The 21,199-nt window shown below is 65.6% G+C and carries 2 protein-coding genes; one reads left to right on the plus strand and one right to left on the minus strand.

The genetic code is table 11. The annotated features are described in order from the left end of the window. Nucleotides 1–52 precede the first annotated feature (52 nt). Nucleotides 53–370, minus strand: a complete 318-nt coding sequence (locus ACMGF8_RS20370) for a hypothetical protein (RefSeq protein ID WP_207167909.1) — start codon at nucleotides 368–370, stop codon at nucleotides 53–55. Nucleotides 371–1,109: 739 nt separating this feature from the next. On the opposite strand from ACMGF8_RS20370, the gene ACMGF8_RS20375 reads away from it, so the two are divergent. Beyond that, the gene (locus tag ACMGF8_RS20375; protein WP_416757013.1) at nucleotides 1,110–21,143 is read left to right on the plus strand and encodes an amino acid adenylation domain-containing protein; all 20,034 of its coding nucleotides are present in this window, start codon (nucleotides 1,110–1,112) and stop codon (nucleotides 21,141–21,143) included. Nucleotides 21,144–21,199: the final 56 nt, after the last annotated feature.

Consider the following 21,199-nt stretch of genomic DNA (forward strand, 5'->3'; position numbering starts at 1 on the left):
CGCAGTCAGCGTACCGATGGTTTGACGGCCGTGCCCGGTGCTGGGTCCGACCTCACTCCAGCCTGTCACACAGGTGCTCGGCCTTGATGATGGTTTCGCCCAGGGAGCGAAAATAGGCGCGCCAGAATTCCACGGCTTCCTGTGCGGTTTCCCGGTCATTCACGCATTCGATTTCGAAGATGTCCGTGCCTTGCAGCGCCGTACCCTCGCGCCAGACCCGCAAGGCCGGATCGGGCGTTTGCTGGATGCGCTGCAGCAAGCTGTTTTCGTGATCCTTGATGTCGTCCAGGACATAGTCGACGAACAGGCAGTAATCAGTGGGGGGGCAAACGCCAAAGACGTGGAAACGATCCGTGTTGGAAGTACTCATGAAGGTCATCCTTTTCATGATGGCATTGTGCCGAAAGCCGATAGGCACGTAGATCGTCAGCCTAATACCGATCTGGAAAATTGCCATTGGCAATTTTTCTGCCTGCCGCAAACAGGCCCTTTCGATCCGCTGAAAGCGCTGGAGCAGAGCCGCGCCGGGGGCTTGAGTGACGCTGGTCGGGTGTCGCCCGACAGGCCATCCGTCCATCCTGTGTAAAGTCTGGGTCTGTGAATTTGACAGCTCATTTTTGCCTACTACGCTCGTACCGTTGCCTTGCAGCAAGCGACACCAAGCGGCAGGCACCAGCGAGAAAATACGACCCAAGTAGTGTGAGTAAACAACGAAGCAAGGCATGCACCGTTGTCTCTGGCAATCTTCAGGCACTCACTGGTAAAGGGAATTACTGTGTTCAGGAACACGGATGTGTTGGTCTTGCTCCTCATCGAATCCACGTTGAACAGCCCCAATTCTTGCCGCTGCGGCGAGGCTGTGGGCGGCTTTGCGCATTTCCTCTCCTGGGCAGGTGCCTGTGAGTGGGACGCCCCGGTCCCTTCAAGGACGGTCGGCTTGCGGCTCTACGCGCCGTTGAGTCCTTAAGCGGCACAGCCAATCCGAACACTCCTGGGTATCGATCTGACGTCGCCTGGCAAAGCGCCTACTCAAGCGTGCCGCGCTGACGCAATGACACGGATGAACAGTCGCCGATGATCTCGGCCCAACCTGACAGGGAAGTCGCGCAGTGCCAGACAACAACGCCACCAATGACGGTCCACAGAGCTCTCCGCGCGCAGCGCAACCCGCTGATCGGACTGCCGAAGCCGCGCTCATTGCCGGCTGGAACCAGACCCACTACGCGTATCCGCTGGACCAGTGCCTGCAGCAGTTGATCGAGCAACAGGTGCAGCGCAGCCCCGATGCCGTGGCGGTGTGTTTCGACGATCAGACCTTGAGTTTCTGCCAGTTGAATCGTCGGGCCAATCGCCTGGCCCACTACCTGCGCGAGCTCGGTATCGGCCCCGACAGCCTGGTCGGGGTGCAGATGGAGCGCTCGCTGGAGCTGATGGTCGCGTTGCTGGCCATCCTCAAGGCCGGTGGCGCCTACCTGCCGCTGGACCCGGGTTACCCCGAAGAACGACTGGCCCTGATCATTGACGATGCCGCGGTCAGCGTGGTGCTGACGCAGCAGCGCTTTGCACATCGGCTCAAGGCCCAGGCCGTTGAAGTGATCTGCCTGGACGATCCGGCAAGCGAAGAGCTGCACCCAAGCGAAGACAATCCCGCCTCGATCAACAGCCCCGGCGATCTGGCCTATGTGATCTACACCTCCGGTTCCACCGGGCGTCCCAAAGGCTGCATGTTGCCGCACAAGGCCATCTGCAACCGTCTGCTGTGGATGCAGCGCCATTATCAGGTCGGGCCGGCCGAGCGGATCTTGCAGAAGACCCCCTTTACCTTCGATGTCTCGGTCTGGGAGCTGTTTCTGCCGTTGCTCAGCGGTGCCTGCCTGGTCATGGCCAGGCCGGAAGGGCACAAGGATGCCCATTATCTGGTGCAGATCATCCAGGCACAGCAGATCACCATCTGCCATTTCGTGCCCTCCATGCTGCGCTTCTTTCTCAAGCATCCGGCCGTCGCCGAGTGCCGCTCCTTGAGCCAGGTGTTCGTCAGCGGCGAGGCCCTGACCCACGATCTGCTGCTGCAATTCTGTTCGCGACTGGATGCCCGCTTACATAACCTGTATGGCCCGACCGAGGCTGCGGTGGACGTCACTTGGTGGCCCGCCGAACCAAGGCCCGACCAGCGCGTGCCCATCGGCCGGCCCATCGACAATATTCAGATTCATATCCTTGATGCCCAGTCCCATCCCGTGCCGATTGGCCAGACCGGCGAGCTGTGCATTGGTGGTGTCGGCCTGGCCCGGGGGTATCTCAATCGCCCCGAGCTGACGGCGGAAAAGTTCATCCGCGACCCGTTCTGCGCGCAGCCCGATGCGCGGCTGTACCGCACCGGCGATGAGGCGCGCTTTCTCGACGATGGCCAGATCGAAGTGCTGGGGCGTTTCGACTCCCAGGTCAAGCTGCGGGGGTTTCGCATCGAATTGGGCGAGATCGAGAACACCCTCAAAAGCCATCCAGGGATCAGTGATGCCGTGGTGCTGGTCCAGGACCCCGGCAGCGAAGACCCCAAACTGGTGGCCTATGTCGTGGCCCAGGGGCTGGACAAAAAGACGATCCGCGACTTTGTAAAGGCCCGCCTGCCGGAGTACATGACGCCCAATCGGGTGCAGTTCGTCGAGCAGATCCCGGTCACGGCCCACGGCAAGACCGACCGCCAGGCGTTGCTCGCCGCTGATGGCATCGCGCCCGCCAGCGTCCGTGCACCGGCGCTGGAGCCCCAGGCACTCAGCGCCTGGTTGCAGCAGTATTTCATCGAGGCGCTGGGGATCGAGGCGCTGGGGGTCGACGATGATCTTTTTGATCAGGGCGCAACTTCTTTCACCCTGGTCCAGGCCGTCCACAGCATTCACCAGCAGTATCAGGTCACGCTGCCGGTGGAGGTGTTTCTTCAGCAGCCGACCCTCGCCGCCGTCATCGCCTACATCCTCGATCAACAAACTGTCGCCGCCGACCAGAACGGCGTGGCGCAGGCCTTGCCGGCGCCGCGAGCCAGCATCCAGGCGTCAATCTGCCTGCAAGCCGTACCCTTTGATCCAGGCGCCTATCGGCGAACCACCGACGTGGCAGCCCCCAGCCTTCAACGGCTGGGGGGGCTGCTGTCGTTGCTGCGTGAAGTGACCCTGGAGGGCAAGGGCAAGTACCTGTATTCATCGGCCGGGGGCCTCAACGCCATCCAGTGCTATCTGTATGTGGCCCAGGGGCAGGTCGAGGGCTTGCCGGCAGGCGCCTGGTACTACCAGCCACGGCTCAACCGCCTGTTGCCGGTCCGTCTGCCGGCCGAACTCGATGCGCACGCCCTGGCTGCGTCGCCGCTGGCGGCAGCCGGTCTGGCACTGTTTCTGGTGGCGGAAATGGCCGCCATCGAGCCCATCTACAACCACGCCGCCCCGGCGCTGCTGGTACTCGAAGCGGGTTATATCGAGCAACTGTTGCTGTCGCGCCAGGCCGACTTCGGCATCGCGCTGGCCCCGGCCTATGGCGTGGACGTGGCGACGCTTGGGCCACTGTTGCAACTGCAGCCCAGCCACCGTGTGCTGCATTGCCTGATGCCGGCCCAGGCCTCTGTGCTGGGCAGCGGGCAGCCCGGCGCCTTGTTCGCCGACTTTCTGGCCGGTAACAACAACGGCTTCGACTTGCCGGGCAAGGATGCACTGGAGCAGCTGCACCGCCAACAACGGCAGATTCGCCGCGATCTGGCGGAGCAGGGGGATGGGGTCATCGAACTGCCGGCAGCGCCGATCAGCGTCGATGCACTGCAACTGCGGGCCGCCAAGCGTCAGTACGGCGGCGAAGCACTGAGCGTGGCGCAGTTGAGCCGGCTGCTGAGCCTGTTGCGGGCCGAGCCGGACAGCGGCTGCCTGTACCACACCGAGCCCGCCCTGCCACTGAAGATCTACCTGCATCTGGCCGGCCCGACGGATCAATCCCCGGGCCAGGCGCAATGTCCGCCCCCGGGCATCTACCGCTACCACAGCGACCGTCATTGCCTGAGCCGCATCGGCGAGGCTGAGCCGCAGGCGTTCAACGGCAGCTACACGCCGTTCAATCGCAAACATGCACAACAGGCCCGTTTGCGGATATTCGTCATTGGCGCTCGCTCTGCGGCCTACGGCGCTGACAGCCGCTATTTCAACCTGCTCCAGGCAGGAAGAATCGGCCAGTTGCTGTTGGACCATCAGACGGAGTTCGGCGTCGGGCTGTGCCCCATCGGCTCGATGTACTTCGACAAGGTTCGCGGCGCCTTCGACCTGGAGGAGGGCGATGAGCTGTTGCACAGCTTCGTTGGCGGCACCGTCAGCCAACGGCTGCCGCTGGGCTGGCCACGGCTCGAACGCCAGGCTGATGAACCACCAGGCGCCGCGCCCGAGGGTGAAGGCGCACTGGCGATCATCGGCATCAGCGGTCGCTATCCTGGCGCCGCCAATCCTCAGGAACTGTGGCAAAACCTCAGTGCCGGACGTTCGTCGATCCACAGTGTCAGCGGCCAAGCGCTGCTGGCTGGCGACCCGCCCACGGCGGATGCGCCGCAGTGGGCGGTGGGCACACTGGCCGACAAGCAGCTGTTCGATCCGCTGTTGTTCAACATCACCCCCGCCGAGGCGAAAACCCTGGACCCCCAGGAGCGGCTGTTCCTGCAAACGGTCTGGCATTGCCTGGAAAACAGCGGCTATACCGCAGCCGGTCTGCGCCGCACGGCGCAACGGGTTGGCGTGTTCGTCGGGGCAATGTGGGGCGATTACCAGCACCAGCGGCCAGGGGCGCAGGGAGAGCGAGCCACCTCGTTCCATTCGGCCATTGCCAACCGCGTCTCGTACTTCAATGACTTCAATGGCCCCAGCGTGGTGTTCGACACCTCGTGCTCGTCCGCGATGACCGCCCTGCATTTCGCCTGCGCGAGCATTCGTCGCGGCGAATGCCAGGCGGCGATTGTCGGCGGCGTCAACCTGATCAGCCATCCGTCGCACCTTGAGCTGCTGACATCGCTGCAACTGTTGTCCGCAGAGGGCCAGTCGCACCCGTTCGGCCGCAATGCCAATGGCTGGGTGGCGGGTGAGGGCGTTGGTGCCCTGCTGATCAGGCCACTGGAGGCTGCCCGCCGCGAAGGCGACCAGATCCTCGGCGTCATCCGCGCCACGGCCATCAGTCACAGCGGCAAGACCTTTCGCTACGGTACACCCAGCGCCGAGAGTCAGGCTGCGTCGATGCGCCAGGCCCTGGAGCAGGCGGGACTGCCCGCCGAGGCCATCGGCTACGTGGAGGCTGCGGCGCCCGGCGCCAGCCTGGCGGACGGCGCCGAGTTCGCGGCGCTTGGCAAGGTCTTCGGCGAGCGCCCTGGCCAGACGCCGCTGAAAGTCGGCTCGATCAAGGCCAATATCGGCCACCTTGAATCGGCGTCGGCCCTGTCGCAGATCACCAAGGTCCTGCTGCAATTGCAACACGGCCAGATAGCACCGACCCTCGGCTGTCATCCGCTGAGTCCGTTGATCGGACAGGGGCCGGGCAATCTGGCCATCGCCGACACCTTGAGCCCATGGCAAGGGCCGCCGCGGGCCTTGATCAATGCCTTCGGCGCCAGCGGTTCCGGCGGTCATCTGATCCTCGAAGCAGCGCCCCCCGTGGCCGCGCCGAGCAAGGCCGTCGGGCCCTGGCTGTTTCCCTTCTCCGCCGCCAGTCAGGCTCAGCTTGAGCAACTGCTGGCGGCGTTTGCCGATGATCTTCAGGCTGGGCGCCTGAGCGCCGCAAGCCTCGGCGACATCAGCTACAGCCTGTGTGTTGGACGGGTAGCACAGGCCCAGCGTGCGGTGCTGGTGGCTGACAGCGAAGCCCAGTTGCTGGCGCTGCTCAACGCCGCCCAGGGCGACTCAGTGCTACGAGGCCGCCTCGACAGAGCCGCGCCAGCGCCGACCAGCGAGGCGGACCTGCGTGGCCTCGATCGCCAGGCCCTGAACGCCATCGCTCGCCGTTGGCTGGCGGGTGAGACCGAGCTGCTGACGATTGCCCGGCACGATTGCCGGCGCGTGGCGTTGACGGCGTACCCCTTTGCCGCCATCGACTGCCATCTCGGCCACAGCCCCAGGGGCGATATGGTCGCGCCGCCTGTGCCCGATGAGGGGCTGCAAACGGCCCTGGAGGGCTACCTCAAGCAACACTTCTCGAAGGTATCGGCCATTCCCGAGGCCAGCATCGACAGCCTGGAAACCTTTGATCGCTACGGTTTGACCTCGCTGATGATCACCGAGCTCAACCAACGGCTGGCGCAAGGGTTCGGCGAGTTGTCCAGCACCCTGTTCTTCGAACACCAGAGCATCCGTGCACTGGCGATCTGGTTTGCTGCCGAGCATCCGTCGCGCAGCCGCCAATTGCTGGGGCTGCAAGCGCCCGTTGCAAGCGCTGCCGCCCCCCGGCAGGCCGCACCCGGCACCGACATCGAGCGGCGTCAGGCCTGCGATGAGCCCATCGCCATCATCGGTCTGGCCGGACGCTTTCCGGGGGCCCCGGACATCGAGCACTTCTGGGACAACCTGAAGAACGGGGTCGACAGCATCAGCGAGATCCCCGCCGAGCGTTGGGCGCACCCGCAGTACTACAGCCGCGACCGCAGCCTCAAAGGCAAGATCAACAGCAAATGGGGCGGCTTTATCGACGACGTCGACCGCTTTGATCCGCTGTTTTTCAACATTTCGCCGCGGGATGCCGAGCGCATGGACCCCCAGGAACGGATCTTCCTGGAAACCGCCTGGCACACCCTGGAAGACGCGGGCTACGACCGGGCCGCACTGCAGCGTCATTACCAGGGGAAAATGGGCGTGTTTGTCGGGGTGATGCACGGCGAATACTTGCTCTATACCCGCTCGGCCGCTGCCGACTGCACCGATGATGCGGTGGACGCTTCCTTTGGTTCGATTGCCAATCGGGTGTCCTACGTCTTCGACTGCAGCGGCCCGAGCATGGCCATCGACACCATCTGCTCGTCGTCGCTGACGGCCCTGCACCTGGCGGTGCAAAGCCTGCAACGTGGCGAGTGCCGGGTGGCGCTGGCCGGTGGCGTCAACCTGTCGTTGCACCCGAACAAATACTTTATCCAGTCGCAGCTGACCATGTCCTCCAGCGATGGCCGCTGCCGCAGTTTCGGTGAAGGTGGCGACGGCTTTGTGCCGGGCGAAGGCGCCGGCGCGGTGTTGCTCAAGCCACTGTCCCAGGCACAGGCCGATGGCGACAATATTTACGGCGTGATCCGCGCGACGTCGATCAACCATAACGGCAAGACCCATGGCTACACCGTGCCTAGTCCGAATGCCCAAGGCGCCATGATCGCCGAGTCCCTGGAAAAGGCCGGGATGGATCCCCGGGAACTGAGTTACATCGAGGCTCACGGCACCGGCACCGCGTTGGGTGATCCGATTGAAATCAGCGGCCTGCAACAGGGCTTTGCCCGGCGCAGCGCAGCCCTGGGCAGCGAACCGGCGCCGGCGCAGCAGTGCGCACTGGGCTCGGCCAAGTCGAATATCGGCCACCTGGAATCGGCCGCCGGGATCGCCGGGGTGGCCAAGGTCCTGCTGCAGCTCAAGCATCGGCAACTGGCACCGTCGCTGCATTCAAGCCGGCTCAACCCGGGCATTGCCTTTGACCAGTCGCCGTTCCACATCCCGCAGCAACTGCAGGAATGGCGCCGACCACGGCTCAACCTCGACGGCCGGGAGCGCGAGTACCCCTTGGCCGCTTCGGTGTCGTCGTTTGGCTCCGGCGGCTCCAACGGTCACGTGATCCTTGCCCAGTACCTGGCGCCCGAACGGGATGAACCGGTTGCCGGACAGCCCGCGATCATCGTGCTGTCGGCCAGGACCCCGAGCCAGTTGCAGCAGCAGGTCGAACGCTTGCAGCAGTTCCTGCAACGGCGCGAGCAGCAAGGCCAACTGCCGCGTCTGGCGGACCTGGCCTTTACCTTGCAGCAGGGCCGCGAAGCCCTGGAGTATCGCCTGGGGTTCAGCGCCGCCTCCTTCAGCGCGTTGCAGGAGCGTCTGGCACAGGGCCTGGCGCAACTGCTCAAGGCCCCCGAACACTTCGGCTGCTTTGACGGCCTGCATCTAGGCCGGGTGCAAGAGAACAAGGCGGCCATGGCCGTGCTGGCCCACGATGAAGACATGGCGGCGACGCTGGCGGCCTGGGCCGACAAGGGCAAACACCAGAAGCTGCTGGAGCTGTGGGTCAAGGGGCTGAACTTCGACTGGGCGCTGCTGGGGATGCCCATGGGCAGCGTCCGGCGGATCAGCCTGCCGGGTTACCCCTTCGCCCGCGAGCGGATCTGGGTGTCCGGCGATGTCCAGTTTCCGCTTCAGGTCGAGTCCCTGGGCGAGGCCCGTCTGCACCCGTTGCTGCACCGCAACGTGTCGGACCTTGCGCAACAGAAGTTCACCGCGGTGTTCAGCGGCGCTGAGTTCTTCCTGCGCGATCATCGCGTGGGCAGGCAGAAAGTGTTGCCCGGCGTGGCCTATCTGGAGATGGCGCGAGAGGCCCTCAGTCGCTCCCTCGGCGACCGCGCCACCCGCGCGACCCTGAGCCTGTGCCATCTGGTGTGGTCGCAACCGTTGACGCTCAGCGAGCAGGGCACCGAGCCCGCTACGCTCGAGATCCACATCAATAGCCTGGCCCCCCAGCGACTGACATTCGAGATTCGCCAGCAGCCACAGCGCACCCTGTGCTGTCAGGGCGAGGCCCTGTTGCATGACAACGCCGTCCAGGCGCCGGCCTCGCTGGCGTCGCTGCAAGGCGCAATCCACGGCCATCGTCTCGACGCCGAGGGCCTGTACCGCCTGTTCGACAGCATCGATATCCATTACGGCCCCAGCCACCGGGCGGTCCGCGAGCTGCGCATCGACGGCGGCCAAGTGCTGGCGCAGATCCAGCTGCCGCCGTCACTGAGTGCCGGCCACGGGCAGTTCGTCCTGCACCCCAGCCTGATGGATGCGGCGTTGCAGTCCACCCTGGGGCTACTGGTCGCGGATCAGCTGGACCAGGGGCTTGCACCGCAACTCGAACACACCGCTGTGCCCTTTGCCCTGGAGCAGTTGCAGCACAGCGGCGCAGCACTGGGCGAACAGATATGGGCCTGGGTGCGACCCGGCGCGCAACGCCGGGAAGCGGGGCAGTCGAGCGTTGATATCGATATCTACAATCACCAGGGCGAGCATTGCGTTGCCCTGCAGGGCTTGGTCCTGCGCGAGCTGAAAGCACCGTCGCCACTGCAACTGATGCTCGACGACCCATCGCGGACGGACGCCTATCTGCTGCAGCGATGGCGCCGGGTCACTGTGCAACCGGTGCCGTCCAGCGGCGCCCGGCTGCTGTTGATCGCCAACGATCCCCAAGGCTTGCAACAGTTGACTGCCCGCTATCCGCAGGCCGCGACACTGTTGCTCGACGGCAGCGAAACCAGCGACAGGATCGCTGCATTGCTGGGCGAGGCCGGCCCCCTGGAGCATCTGCTGTGGCTGGCGCCAGGCGCGGGGGCAGCAGATACCAGCGCCGACGGCATGATCCGCGCCCAGCAACGCGGCGTGCTCGGCTGCTTCCGCTTGATCAAGGCATTGCTGGCCCTGGGCCTGGACCAGCAGCCGTTGGCCTGGACCGTCATCACCCGGGCCACCCTGACCGTGTTCGCCGAGGCCAGCCCGCTGCATCAGGCCGCCAGTGAGCCGGTGGCGCCGGCTCACGCCAGCGTCCACGGGCTGATCGGGGTGATGGCCAAGGAATACAGCCATTGGCCGGTGTGCCTGCTGGACCTGCCGGCGGGGGACAGCTGGCCGGACCAGGACCTGCTGTCACTGCCCGCCGATCCACGTGGCGAGGCCTTGGCCTGGCGCCAGGGTGTCTGGCATCGCGCCTATCTGGCGCCGTGCCTGGTGCCGGCCGACAGCGCCGCCGAGGTGGGCAGTCTGTATCGCGACGCCGGTGTGTACCTGGTGGTCGGAGGGGCCGGCGGTATTGGCCGGCTGTGGAGCGAACACCTGATCCGTACCCGGGGCGCCCGGATCATCTGGTTGGGGCGCCGTGAGCAAGACAGCCGGATTGACGCGGCCATCAGCGAACTGGCCCGACTGGGCCCGGCGCCGCGCTACATCCGCGCCGATGCCGGCAACCACGCTGCGCTGCAGCAGGCGGTGAGCCAGGTGCTGGCCGAGCATGGGCAGATTCACGGGGTGATCCACGCGGCGATCCAGCTTGAGGACCAGAGCCTGGCCCGCATGGACGGGCAGAAGTTCGCTGCGGGACTGGCCGCCAAAGTCGATGTCTGCGCCCGTCTGGCCGAGGTGTTCGAGCACCAGCCGCTGGACTTCATGCTGTTTTTCTCCTCGTTGCAGAGCTTCACCCGGTCGGCGGGGCAGAGCAATTACGCCGCCGGCTGCACCTTCAAGAACGCCTTCGCTCACTACCTGGCGCAACAACGCGGCTACCCGGTGAAGGTCATCAACTGGGGGTACTGGGGCGAGGTCGGCTCGGTGGCCAGCAACGACTATCGACGGCGGATGGCCGCGGTCGGGCTGGGTTCCATCGACGGCGAATCGGCGATGCAGGCCCTGGACGTGCTGCTCGGGGCCCGTGATGACGGCGCGCCGTTGAGCCAATTGACCTTCCTGCGCACCTCGCAGCGCTTGAGCGACACCTTCAGCCAACTGGGGCTGGCCCAACATCCCGGCGGCACCTTCGGCGTGTACGGCGAAGTTCGCCCGCCGGCTTACCCGGCGCTGATCGAGCGGTTGCAGCGCAATCTGCAGCCGAGCAATCAGCAGGTGCGACATGCCACCGGGCAGCTACAGGCGCAACGGGCAGTGATCGACGAATTGCAGCGTGGCCTGCTCTACGCCCAGTTGCAGCACCTGGGCTGCTTCAGCCAGGACGGCGAATCCGTAGCTCAGATGCGCCAGCGTATCGGGCTGTTGCCGATGTACCAGCGTTGGTTCGACCAGAGCCTGGAGGAGCTGGCCCAGCACGGCTACGTCGAGCGTGCAGGCGATAGCTGGCGTGCCAGCCACCCGCAGCCGTTGATGCTTGAGCAGCTGTGGCACGAATGGGATCGGCAACAGCCGGGGTGGCTCGAATACCCCGGTCTCAAGGCCGAGACCCTGCTCGCAGCAGCGACCCTGCGCGAGTTGCCGCAGATCCTCGATGGCCGGATTGCCGCCACCGACATCCTGTTCCCCGACGCTTCGATGTCCCGGGTCGAGGGCATCTACAAACACAATCCGGTGTCCGACTTCTTCAACGAAGTGCTGCTCGATGCCCTGCTGGAGTTTGTCCGCGCTCGCCTGGAGCAGTCGCCGCAGACGCCGATCCGCATCCTGGAGATCGGTGCCGGCACCGGCGGCACCAGCGCGCGAGCCTTTGAAAAACTGCGGTCGTTCCAGGCGCAGATCGCCGAGTACTGCTACACCGACGTCTCCCAGGCATTCCTGATCCACGCGCAGCAAGCCTACGGCCCGCAGACGCCGTACCTGCGCTATCAGCTGTTCGATGTCCATCAGCCCCTGGCGGCTCAGGGCATCCAGCCCGACGCCTATGATCTGGTGATCGCCACCAACGTCCTGCACGCCACGCCGGACCTGCGCCGGGCCCTGCAAAACGCCAAGGCCGCGCTCAAGCACAACGGCCTGTTGCTGATCAACGAGATTGCCCGCAATGGCCTGTTTACCCACCTGACCTTCGGCCTGCTCAAGGGCTGGTGGTTGTTCGACGATCCGCAGTTGCGCTTGCCCGGTGGCCCGGCATTGGCCCCAGCGCAATGGAAGCAGGTGCTGGAAAGCGAAGGCTATCGACAGGTGTATTTCCCGGCGCTGGCCGAGCATGACCTGGGGCAGCAGATCGTCATCGCCCAGAGCAATGGCCTGGTCTGGCAGGAGCCTATCGACGCCGCCCAAGCGCCCGCCATCGCGCCTAGCAAGCGCCACCAGCCGGCGTCCCAGGCATTGCGTGCGCCACAACCTGGGGTCATCGCCGCGCCGCTGGGCGAGGTCAGCAGCGCCCGGCTCAAGGCCGAGACGGTGCGCTACCTCAAACAGGTCATTGGTGGGCTGTTCAAGATCGAACCCGAGCAGATCGACGCCCGTGAAGCCTTGGAAACCTATGGCATCGATTCCATTCTGGTGGTGCAACTGACCAACCTGCTGCGGGACAAACTGACGGGGATCAGCAGCACGCTGTTCTTCGAATACCAGACGGTCGACGCGCTGGCGGAGCATTTTGTCGCCACCCAGCAGGATCGGCTCAAAACCCTGCTGGGCCTGGGGCAGGTGCCGTCAAACCCATCGCCATCAGCAACAGCAACAGCAAGCGTCGAACCAGCGGCCCCGTCTCGCTTCAGGGTCATGTTGCCCGACAACACCCCGGCCGCTGGCCGCGATTCAGACGTCGCCATCGTCGGTCTGGCGGGGCGCTACGCCCAATCCGATAACGTTCGCGAGCTGTGGCAACACCTCAAAGCCGCCGAAAGCTGTATTGCTCAGGTGCCGGCGGACCGCTGGGACTGGCGGCAGTACTTTGATCGGACACCGGGCACCGAGGGCCGCGTCTACAGCCCGTGGGGCGGATTCATTGGCCAGATCGACCAGTTCGATCCACTGTTCTTTCACCTGTCGCCCCGGGAAGCGCTGAAAATGGACCCCCAGGAGCGGCTGTTCCTGGAAGAGGCCTATCACTGCATCAGTGATGCCGGTTATACCCCCGCACGCCTGGCCGAGCGGCAGCGAGTCGGGGTGTTTGTCGGCGTGATGAACGGCACCTACAGCCGCCAGTCCAGCTACTGGTCGGTGGCCAACCGGGTGTCGTATCAGTTCAACTTCCAGGGTCCGAGCCTTGCAGTCGACACCGCCTGTTCGTCGTCGCTCACTGCGCTGCATCTGGCCGTGGAAAGCCTGCACAACGGTGTCAGCGACTGCGTGCTGGTGGGCGGGGTCAGCCTGCTGGTGGACCCGGTGCACTACATCGGCCTGAGCGAAATGAAAATGCTCTCTTCGGGCCAGCACTGCAAAGCGTTCGGGGCCGATGCCGACGGCTTTGTCGCCGGAGAAGGGGTGGGCGCCATGCTGCTCAAGCCGCTGGCACAGGCCGAGGCCGATGGCGACCGCATCTACGGTGTGATCAAGGGCAGCATGATCAATGCCGGCGGCAAGACCAACGGTTACACCGTGCCCAACCCCCTGGCCCAGAGCCGTTTGGTGGTCGATTCCCTGGCCCGGGCCGGGGTCGACCCCAGAGCCGTGAGCTATGTCGAGGCCCACGGCACCGGCACCGCGCTGGGTGACCCGATCGAGATCGCCGGTCTGGCCCGGGCATTCAATGCCGACGCCGCCACGCCGCTCAAGCAGTACTGCGCCATCGGCTCGATCAAATCCAATATCGGCCATTGCGAAAGCGCAGCCGGTATTGCCGGTATCACCAAGGTGCTGCTGCAACTGCAGCACCGCCAGTTGGTGCCGTCGCTGCACGCCGCTACCGCCAACCCGCACATCGATTTTGCCAACAGCCCGTTCGTCGTACAGCAATCGCTGGCCCAATGGTCGCGCCCGCAGGTGCTGATCGACGGGGTGCAGCAGACGTTCAAGCGCATTGCCACGGTGTCGTCCTTCGGTGCGGGTGGCGCCAATGCCCACGTGGTGATCGAAGAGTACGAAGACCTGCGGGTACGGCCACAGATCACCGTCAACCACGAGCAACCGGCGCTCATCCTGCTGTCCGCCAAGACCGGCGAGCAGTTGCTGCAGCAAGCCCGACTGTTGCGCGAGGAACTGGAGCGGGGCGTGCTGGTTGACGCCGACCTGCCGGCGCTGGCCTTTACCCTGCAAGTCGCTCGTGAAGCGATGGAACATCGCCATGGCTGGCAGGTTGCTTGCCTGGCCCAGTTGCACAAGTGCCTGGGGGACTTCATCGACCACGGCGCGACCCAGGCCCGTAGCCGGCTCAAACCCGATACCCAGGCACCGAGCCTCGACATGGCCAGTGCGCTCCAGCGCGGTGAACAACAAGGCCTGCTCGACGCCTGGCTCGAGGGCGCGACCCTGGATTGGCGTCTGATGTATCCCCAGGGCACGCCGGCGCCCCTCAGCCTGCCGGGTTATCCCTTTGCTCGCGAGCGCTATTGGCAACCGACGCAAGGGGCGGCCACGGCGATTGCCACAGGGGGGGAACGCCTGCACCCACTGCTGCATCGCAACGTCTCGGACCTGCGCGGCTTGCGCTACCTGAGCCGCTTCAGCGGTGATGAGAGTGTGCTGGCCGAGCATCGGGTCAATGGCCAGGCGGTGCTTGCGGGGGCCGCGATGATTGTCATGATCCAGGCGGCGTTGACCGATGCCCTGGGCGGCGCGGTGCCGGCGGGCAAGGGGCTGGTGATCGGCGATCTGAGCTGGCGGCAGCCGTTCAGCGTTGATGCGGCCAACAATGGCGAGCTGTTCCTGGAACTGTCGATGCCGGCCGCGGGCGACTATCGGATCGGGATCTACGCCTATGACCAAGCCGCGCAGTTGCAACTGCATTGCCAGGCCCGAGCCAGCACCGCAGAGGTCCAGGCGGCCCGGCTCGACTTCAGCAGCCTTGGCGCGCAAGTGGTGGACGTCGAGGCCTGCTATCAGCGCTTTGCCGCCATGGGCATCGAGTATGGCGTGGGCCATCGTCGGCTGCTGTCGCTGGTGCGCCAGGGGGATCAGGCGCTGGCGCGCATCGCCCTGCAAGACCCGGCGCAGAACAGCGGTTTCGCGCTGCATCCGGCCTTGCTGGATGCCGCCATGCAAGGGGTCATGGCCTTGCTCCTGGATGAACTGGAGGAGCGCCCGGCACTGCTGTTGCCCGCCGGCCTGGGGCAATGTGTGCTGTTGGCCGATTGCCCGGCCAGCCTGCAGGTGCAGATACGCCGTGCCCCGAGCACCGCGCACGACTATTGCTTCGATCTGGCCTTGTTCGACGACCAGGGCCAGTGCTGCGCGATCCTCAATCAACTGTCGTTCCAGCCCCTGACGGGCGCCAGCCTCGCCGCCGGCCCCGGCGCCACCATCGGGCTGCTCTGCCACAAGCACTGGCACGATGCGCGGCCGGCGCCAACAGCTGCCGCGCCAGGGCTTGCGCATCAGGTACTGACCCTGGGGCGTCATCAGGCTTTTGCCGATCTGGCGCCGCACCTGGCGGAGCGGGGCATCGGTCATGTCGCCTGGCCGGAGCTTGACTATGCACAGGCCGCGCTGGCCCTTGCCGAGCAGCTCAAGCCCTGGCTGCACAGCGCTCAACCTTGCCTGATTCAACTGCTGGTCGCAGCCGACGACGCCCATGGCTATCGCGGCCTTGGCGGCCTGTTGTACAGCGTCAGCCGTGAGCAGCCGGCCTTGATCTGCCAACTGATAGAAGTGGCACCGCAGCTTGCCGCCCAGCCGCTGTTGACGGCCCTGGTTGCCGAGGCCGCCGACCCCGCTGAACGCCAACTGCGCTATCTGCAAGACGCCGGCACACTGCGCCGCCAGCAACTGAGCTGGGATCACCAGCCCCTGGACACGGCCCCCGCACCCTGGCGGCCCGAGGGCGTGTACCTGATCACCGGTGGCTTGGGCGGTGTCGGCACGGTCCTGGCACGAGAGATCAGGGCGGCAGCGCCCCGGGCGCGTGTGGTGCTCTGTGGCCGCACGCCGGCCACCGCGCCCTCGGTGCTGGCCAAACTGGAGCAACTGGGAGCCGGCGTTGACTACCGCGCCGTGGATCTGGCCAGTGCCGACCAGGTTGAACAACTGATCGCTGAGCTGGTGCGCGATGACCGTGGGCTGCACGGGATCATCCATTGCGCAGGCGTGACCCGCGATGCCTTGCTGGCAGACAAGTCCATTGAGGACTTTGCCGCGGTGTTCGCCGCCAAGGTCGACGGCGTGCGCCACCTGGATCGCTACAGCGCCGGGCTGGCCCTGGATTTCTTCGTGTTGTACTCCTCGATCGCCAGCGTTCTGGGCAACCCCGGGCAGACCGATTACGCCGCGGCCAACGGCTATCTGGACGCATTCGCCAGCCAGCGCGAGCAGCAGGTCGCGGCGGGTACGCGACACGGCCGCAGCCTGGCGATCAACTGGCCGCTATGGCTGGAGGGCGGCCTGCACATGAGCGATACGGCGCGACGCCTGTTGGCACAACGCAGCGGCATTGAAGCGATGGCCAGCGCCACCGGGGTCCAGGCCCTCTATCAGGCCCTGCACAGCGATCAAGCGCAGTTGATGGTGCTGGCCGGTGACCGCGAAAAACTGCTCGCCTTGCTCAACCCAGAGCCGGCCGCAACCCCCGAAGCCGGCGCTCTGGAGGGCGATGACCTGCTGGCCTGGTTGCGCCAGCTACTGGCCAAGACCTTGAAGATCGACCCAGCGCGGCTGGACAGCGAGGTGCCGTTCGAACACTACGGCATCGATTCGCTGATGATCATGGAGATGACGGCGGTCTTGGAAAAACGCTTCGGCGCCTTGTCCAAAACCCTGTTTTTCCAATACCCCAGCCTGCAAGGCCTGGCCGAGCATCTGGCCACGCGGCCGGTTCGCAAACCGCCCCAGAACGCCTTGATCAACTCGTTGCGCGACCTGCTTGCCAGTGCCTTGGACCTGCCGCCGCAGCAGATCGACGAGCAGCAGTGCTTCGAAGACTATGGCCTCGACTCGTTGCAGATTGTCGAACTCACGCGCCGTCTGCAGCAGCGCTTTGGCGCGCTGCCGCCGGGGTTGCTGTTCGAGCATTCCAGCCTGCAGGCCCTGGCGCGTTACCTGACGGCCAGGGCGGCCAAGGCACCTGCCGAAGCGGGCAACCCCAGCCAGGAGACTCAACGCCGGCTGTTCGACGGGCCGCCGCAACCGCTGCTGCCGGCCGCCCAGCCACGGGACGATATCGCCATCATCGGCATCGCCGGGCGCTACCCGGAGGCTGCCAATCTTGAGGCCTTCTGGCAGAACCTCAGCCAGGGCAAGAACAGCATTGGCGAAATTCCGCCCGAGCGCTGGGACTGGCGCGACTATTACAGCAATGACCGCAGCCTGAGCGGGGTGCACAACAGCAAGTGGGGCGGCTTTATCGACGGCATCGATCAGTTCGATCCGCTGTTCTTCAATATTTCCCCCCTCGAAGCCGAGCTGATCGACCCCCAGGAACGGCTGTTTCTGCAAACCGCCTGGTCAGCCATGGAAGACGCCGGCTACAGCCGAAAGCTCGGCGCCGAGCAGGCTGACCCGGCGCTGCAGGTCGGCGTGTATGCCGGGGTGATGTACAACGAGTATCAACTGCTGGGTGCCGAAGCCAGCCTGCGCGGCCAGCGCATGGGCTTTGCCGGTTCCAGCGCGAGCATCGCCAACCGGGTGTCGTTCTGCCTCAACCTCCAGGGCCCGAGCCTGGCGGTGGATTCGATGTGCTCCAGTTCGCTGACAGCCTTGCACCTGGCCTGTCAGGATCTGCACAGCGGGCGCACGGCCATGGCCATTGCCGGCGGGGTCAACCTGACCCTGCACCCCAACAAATACCTGATGCTCAGCAGTGGTCAGTTCATCTCCAACCAGGGCCAGTGCGCCAGCTTCGGTGAAGGCGGCGACGGCTATGTGCCGGGGGAGGGGGTTGGCGCGGTGGTGCTCAAGCGCCTCGCCGATGCCGAACGCGACGGCGATCAGGTCTATGGCCTGATCAAGGGCAGCTACCTCAACCACGGCGGCAAGAACACCGGTTACAGCGTGCCCGATCCGCGGGCGCAGCAGGCCGCCATCAGCGGTGCGCTCAAGGACGCCAAGGTCGATCCGGCCGCCATCAGCTACATCGAGGCCCACGGCACCGGCACCCGGCTGGGCGACCCGATCGAAATCGCCGGCCTGGCCAGCGCCCTGGGCCCGCGCACGCCGGCTCAGACCTGCTGGATCGGCTCGGTGAAGTCCAACATCGGCCACTGCGAGGCGGCCGCCGGAATTGCCGGGTTGACCAAGGTGCTGTTGCAGCTCAAGCACGAAAAAATCGTACCTTCGCTGCACTCACGGACCCTCAATCCCTTTATCGACTTTGCCGCCACGCCGTTCGAGGTCAACCAGCAGTTGCGGGACTGGCCGCAGCCTTGGCACCAGGGCCAGCCGCTGCCGCGCATCGCCGGGTTGTCGTCCTTTGGCGCTGGCGGCTCCAACGCCCACCTGATCGTTGCGCAATACCTGTCCAAGCGGCCGGTACCGGCGCCTGACGGCCAGCCGCAAATGATTCTGCTGTCTGCCCGCGAGCCCGAACAGTTGCGCCAGATCGCCAGCCGCCTGCTGGCCAGACTGGAGCAGGCCCCGGTGGCCGCAAGCCTGGCGGCCGTGGCCTGGACGCTGCAGGTCGGACGCGAAGCCATGGAGCATCGCGCGGCGCTGATCACCAGTTCCCTCGCGAGCCTGCTTCAGGCCTTGCGCGCGTTGGCCAATGACGACTGCAGTGGCTGGATCTGCGGTGACACCCACAGCGGCAGCGAAACCTTGCAGGCGTTCAAGCACCGTTACCGCAACTCGTGGCATGAACAGCTGGCCCAGCTGTTTGCCAAGGGCGAGCGGCAACAATTGCTGGCGTTGTGGAGCGCCGGGCTGCGTATCGACTGGAACGCGCTGCGCGCTGCCAGCGGCGAGCGCCCCTCGCGTATCAGCCTGCCGACCTATCCCTTCGCCACCTGTCGTTACTGGGCGCCCGTTGCCACCACGGGGTTGCCGTCGGCGGCGACGACCTTGCATCCCTTGCTGCACCGCAACAGCTCGACCTTCGACCGTCAGCAATTCATCAGCCTCTTTCGCGGTGACGAGCCGTGGCTGCTTGACCACCAGGTGCAGGGGCGCAAAACCCTGCCCGGGGCTGCCTGCCTGGAAATCATCAGGGCCGCGGCGAGCCATTCGCGGGCGCCCGGCGAGGCCGGGGGCATGGTCATCGAACAGCTGCATTGGCTGGCCCCCTGGACGCTGGAGTCTGCGCCCCGGAGTCTGCGGGTCACGCTGCAAGCGGTCGATGATCAGTTGGCCGTGACCTTGCTCAGCGATGACGGCGAGCAACCGCTGGTGCATTGTCAGGCCCGAGTGACGGCCGAGGCAGCGCCTGTCGCCGAGCCCCTGGATCTTGGGTACTGGCGTAATCGCCCTTGGCAGCGGCGCCTTGATCGCGACGACGTCTATCGGCTGTTCGACGCCATGGGCCTGGCCTACGGCCCCAGCCATCGCGGTATCCAGCAGTTGCTGATCGCGGAGCAGGGCGGTCGTCGCCAAGTGCTGGCAGAGGTGCGCCTTGAGGCGGTCGCTGGGGCCAGCGACTGCTGGCTGGAGCCCGGCATCACCGACAGCGTGCTGCAGGCCGCCGTCGGTATGCTGCTGCCACTGGATTCCGAGCCGACCGAGCCCTTGCCACTGATGCTGCCCTTTGCCCTGCAGCGCCTGGAGATCATCGCCCCCTGTGCGCGGCGGATGTGGGCCTTGTTGCGCAGCGACTCGGGCGACCACCCGAACCAGCGGATCGACATCGAGCTGAGTGACGACCAGGGTCGTCTCTGCGCACGCTGGGTCGGGTTCGCTGCCAGAGCGCTTGCCGTGGCTGCCCCCAAAGCGCCGACACCGGCCATTGAGCAACTGCTGACGCCGATCTGGTCGGTTGTCGATGAGCCGCTCGCCGGGGACGGCACCCGCAGCAACCCGCCTAGGGATCGGCAGGGGGCGATGCTGATCTTCGGCGCGACCCCATGTCGTCATCAGGCCCTGGCCGGGCTCTATCCCCAGGCGAGGCTGGTGGACGACTGCCCGGTCAACTACGACGCCCAACTGCAGGCCGGCCCCGAGCTGGCGGACGTGATGTGGCTGGCCCCCCCGGTTGATGGCAGCGAGGACCTGATTGCCGCCCAGGACCTGGGGGTTCTGGCGCTGTTGCGGCTGATCAAGGCGCTGCTGCGCCAGGGCTACGGCCGACGGCCGCTGCGCTTGACCCTGGTCACTGCTCAGGCCATCAGCCTGCGTCCTGGGGAGCCCAGCCATGTGGCGCATGCGGCGGTGCATGGTCTGGCCGGCTCGCTGGCCAAGGAATACCCGCACTGGCAGGTGCACCTTGCCGACCTGGAAGACGCGCAACTGCCGCGGTTGGCCAGCGCGCCGTTCACGGCAGTGCGGTCTGGTGAAGTGCTGGCGCTGCGCCAGGGACAATGGTGGTTCCGCCAATTGGCGCGGGTGCAGGCCGATGCTGCGCCGCCTCGTTTGCCGGTCTATCGGGACGGCGGCGTTTACCTGGTCATCGGCGGCGCCGGCGGGATTGGTGCCGTCTGGAGCCAGCAGATGATCAGCCGGCATCGTGCTCGGGTGGTGTGGATCGGTCGCCGTGAGCGGGATGCGCAGATCGAAGCGAAGCTGGACGAATTGACCGCCGTCAGCTTGATGCATGAGGCCCCGGCCCCGGTTTACCTGCAGGTCGATGCCACGGACGCAACGCAACTGGCGACGGCGAAACAGCAGATTAACGAGCGTTTCGGTCCGATCAATGGCGTGGTGCACGCGGCCATCGTGCTCAAGGATCAAAGCCTGGCCAACATGGACGAGGCGACCTTCAGCCAGGTACTCAACGCCAAGGTCGCCACCAGCGTGGCCCTGGCCCAGGTCTTCGGCGACAGCGCCGCGACGCTGGATTTCGTGCTGTTTTTCGCCTCGATGATGTCCTTCACCAGCGCCGCCGGGCAAAGCAACTACGCCGCAGGCTGCACCTTCGCCGACGCCTTTGCCGACCAGCTCAGGGCCCAATGGGCGTGCCCGGTCAAGGTGATCAATTGGGGCTACTGGGGCGGCGTCGGTTCCGTCAGCGACCCGCGCTACCGCGAGCGCATGAGGGCCCTGGGCCTGGGTTCCATCGAGCCCGAGGAGGGCCTGCGGGCACTCGACCAGCTATTGGCGGGCGGCCTCGATCAACTGGCGCTGCTCAAGCTGTTGCACACCCCCCAGGTCGCCGGATTCGACAGCCTTGCCGGACTGCTTGGCAACGAACAGATCGTGCTGTGCGCCGACAACCCCGGGGCCATGGTGGCCATGCAGGACAGGTTGCAACACAGGCTGGCGGCGTTGGCCGCGATCACCTAGGGCTGCGGCCCCTCGTTCATTCACTTACAGCACACGCGTCACAGGGAAGTTGAAGC

The organism is Pseudomonas sp. BNK-7, from assembly GCF_048072025.1.
In the GTDB taxonomy this organism is placed as follows: domain Bacteria; phylum Pseudomonadota; class Gammaproteobacteria; order Pseudomonadales; family Pseudomonadaceae; genus Aquipseudomonas; species Aquipseudomonas danubii.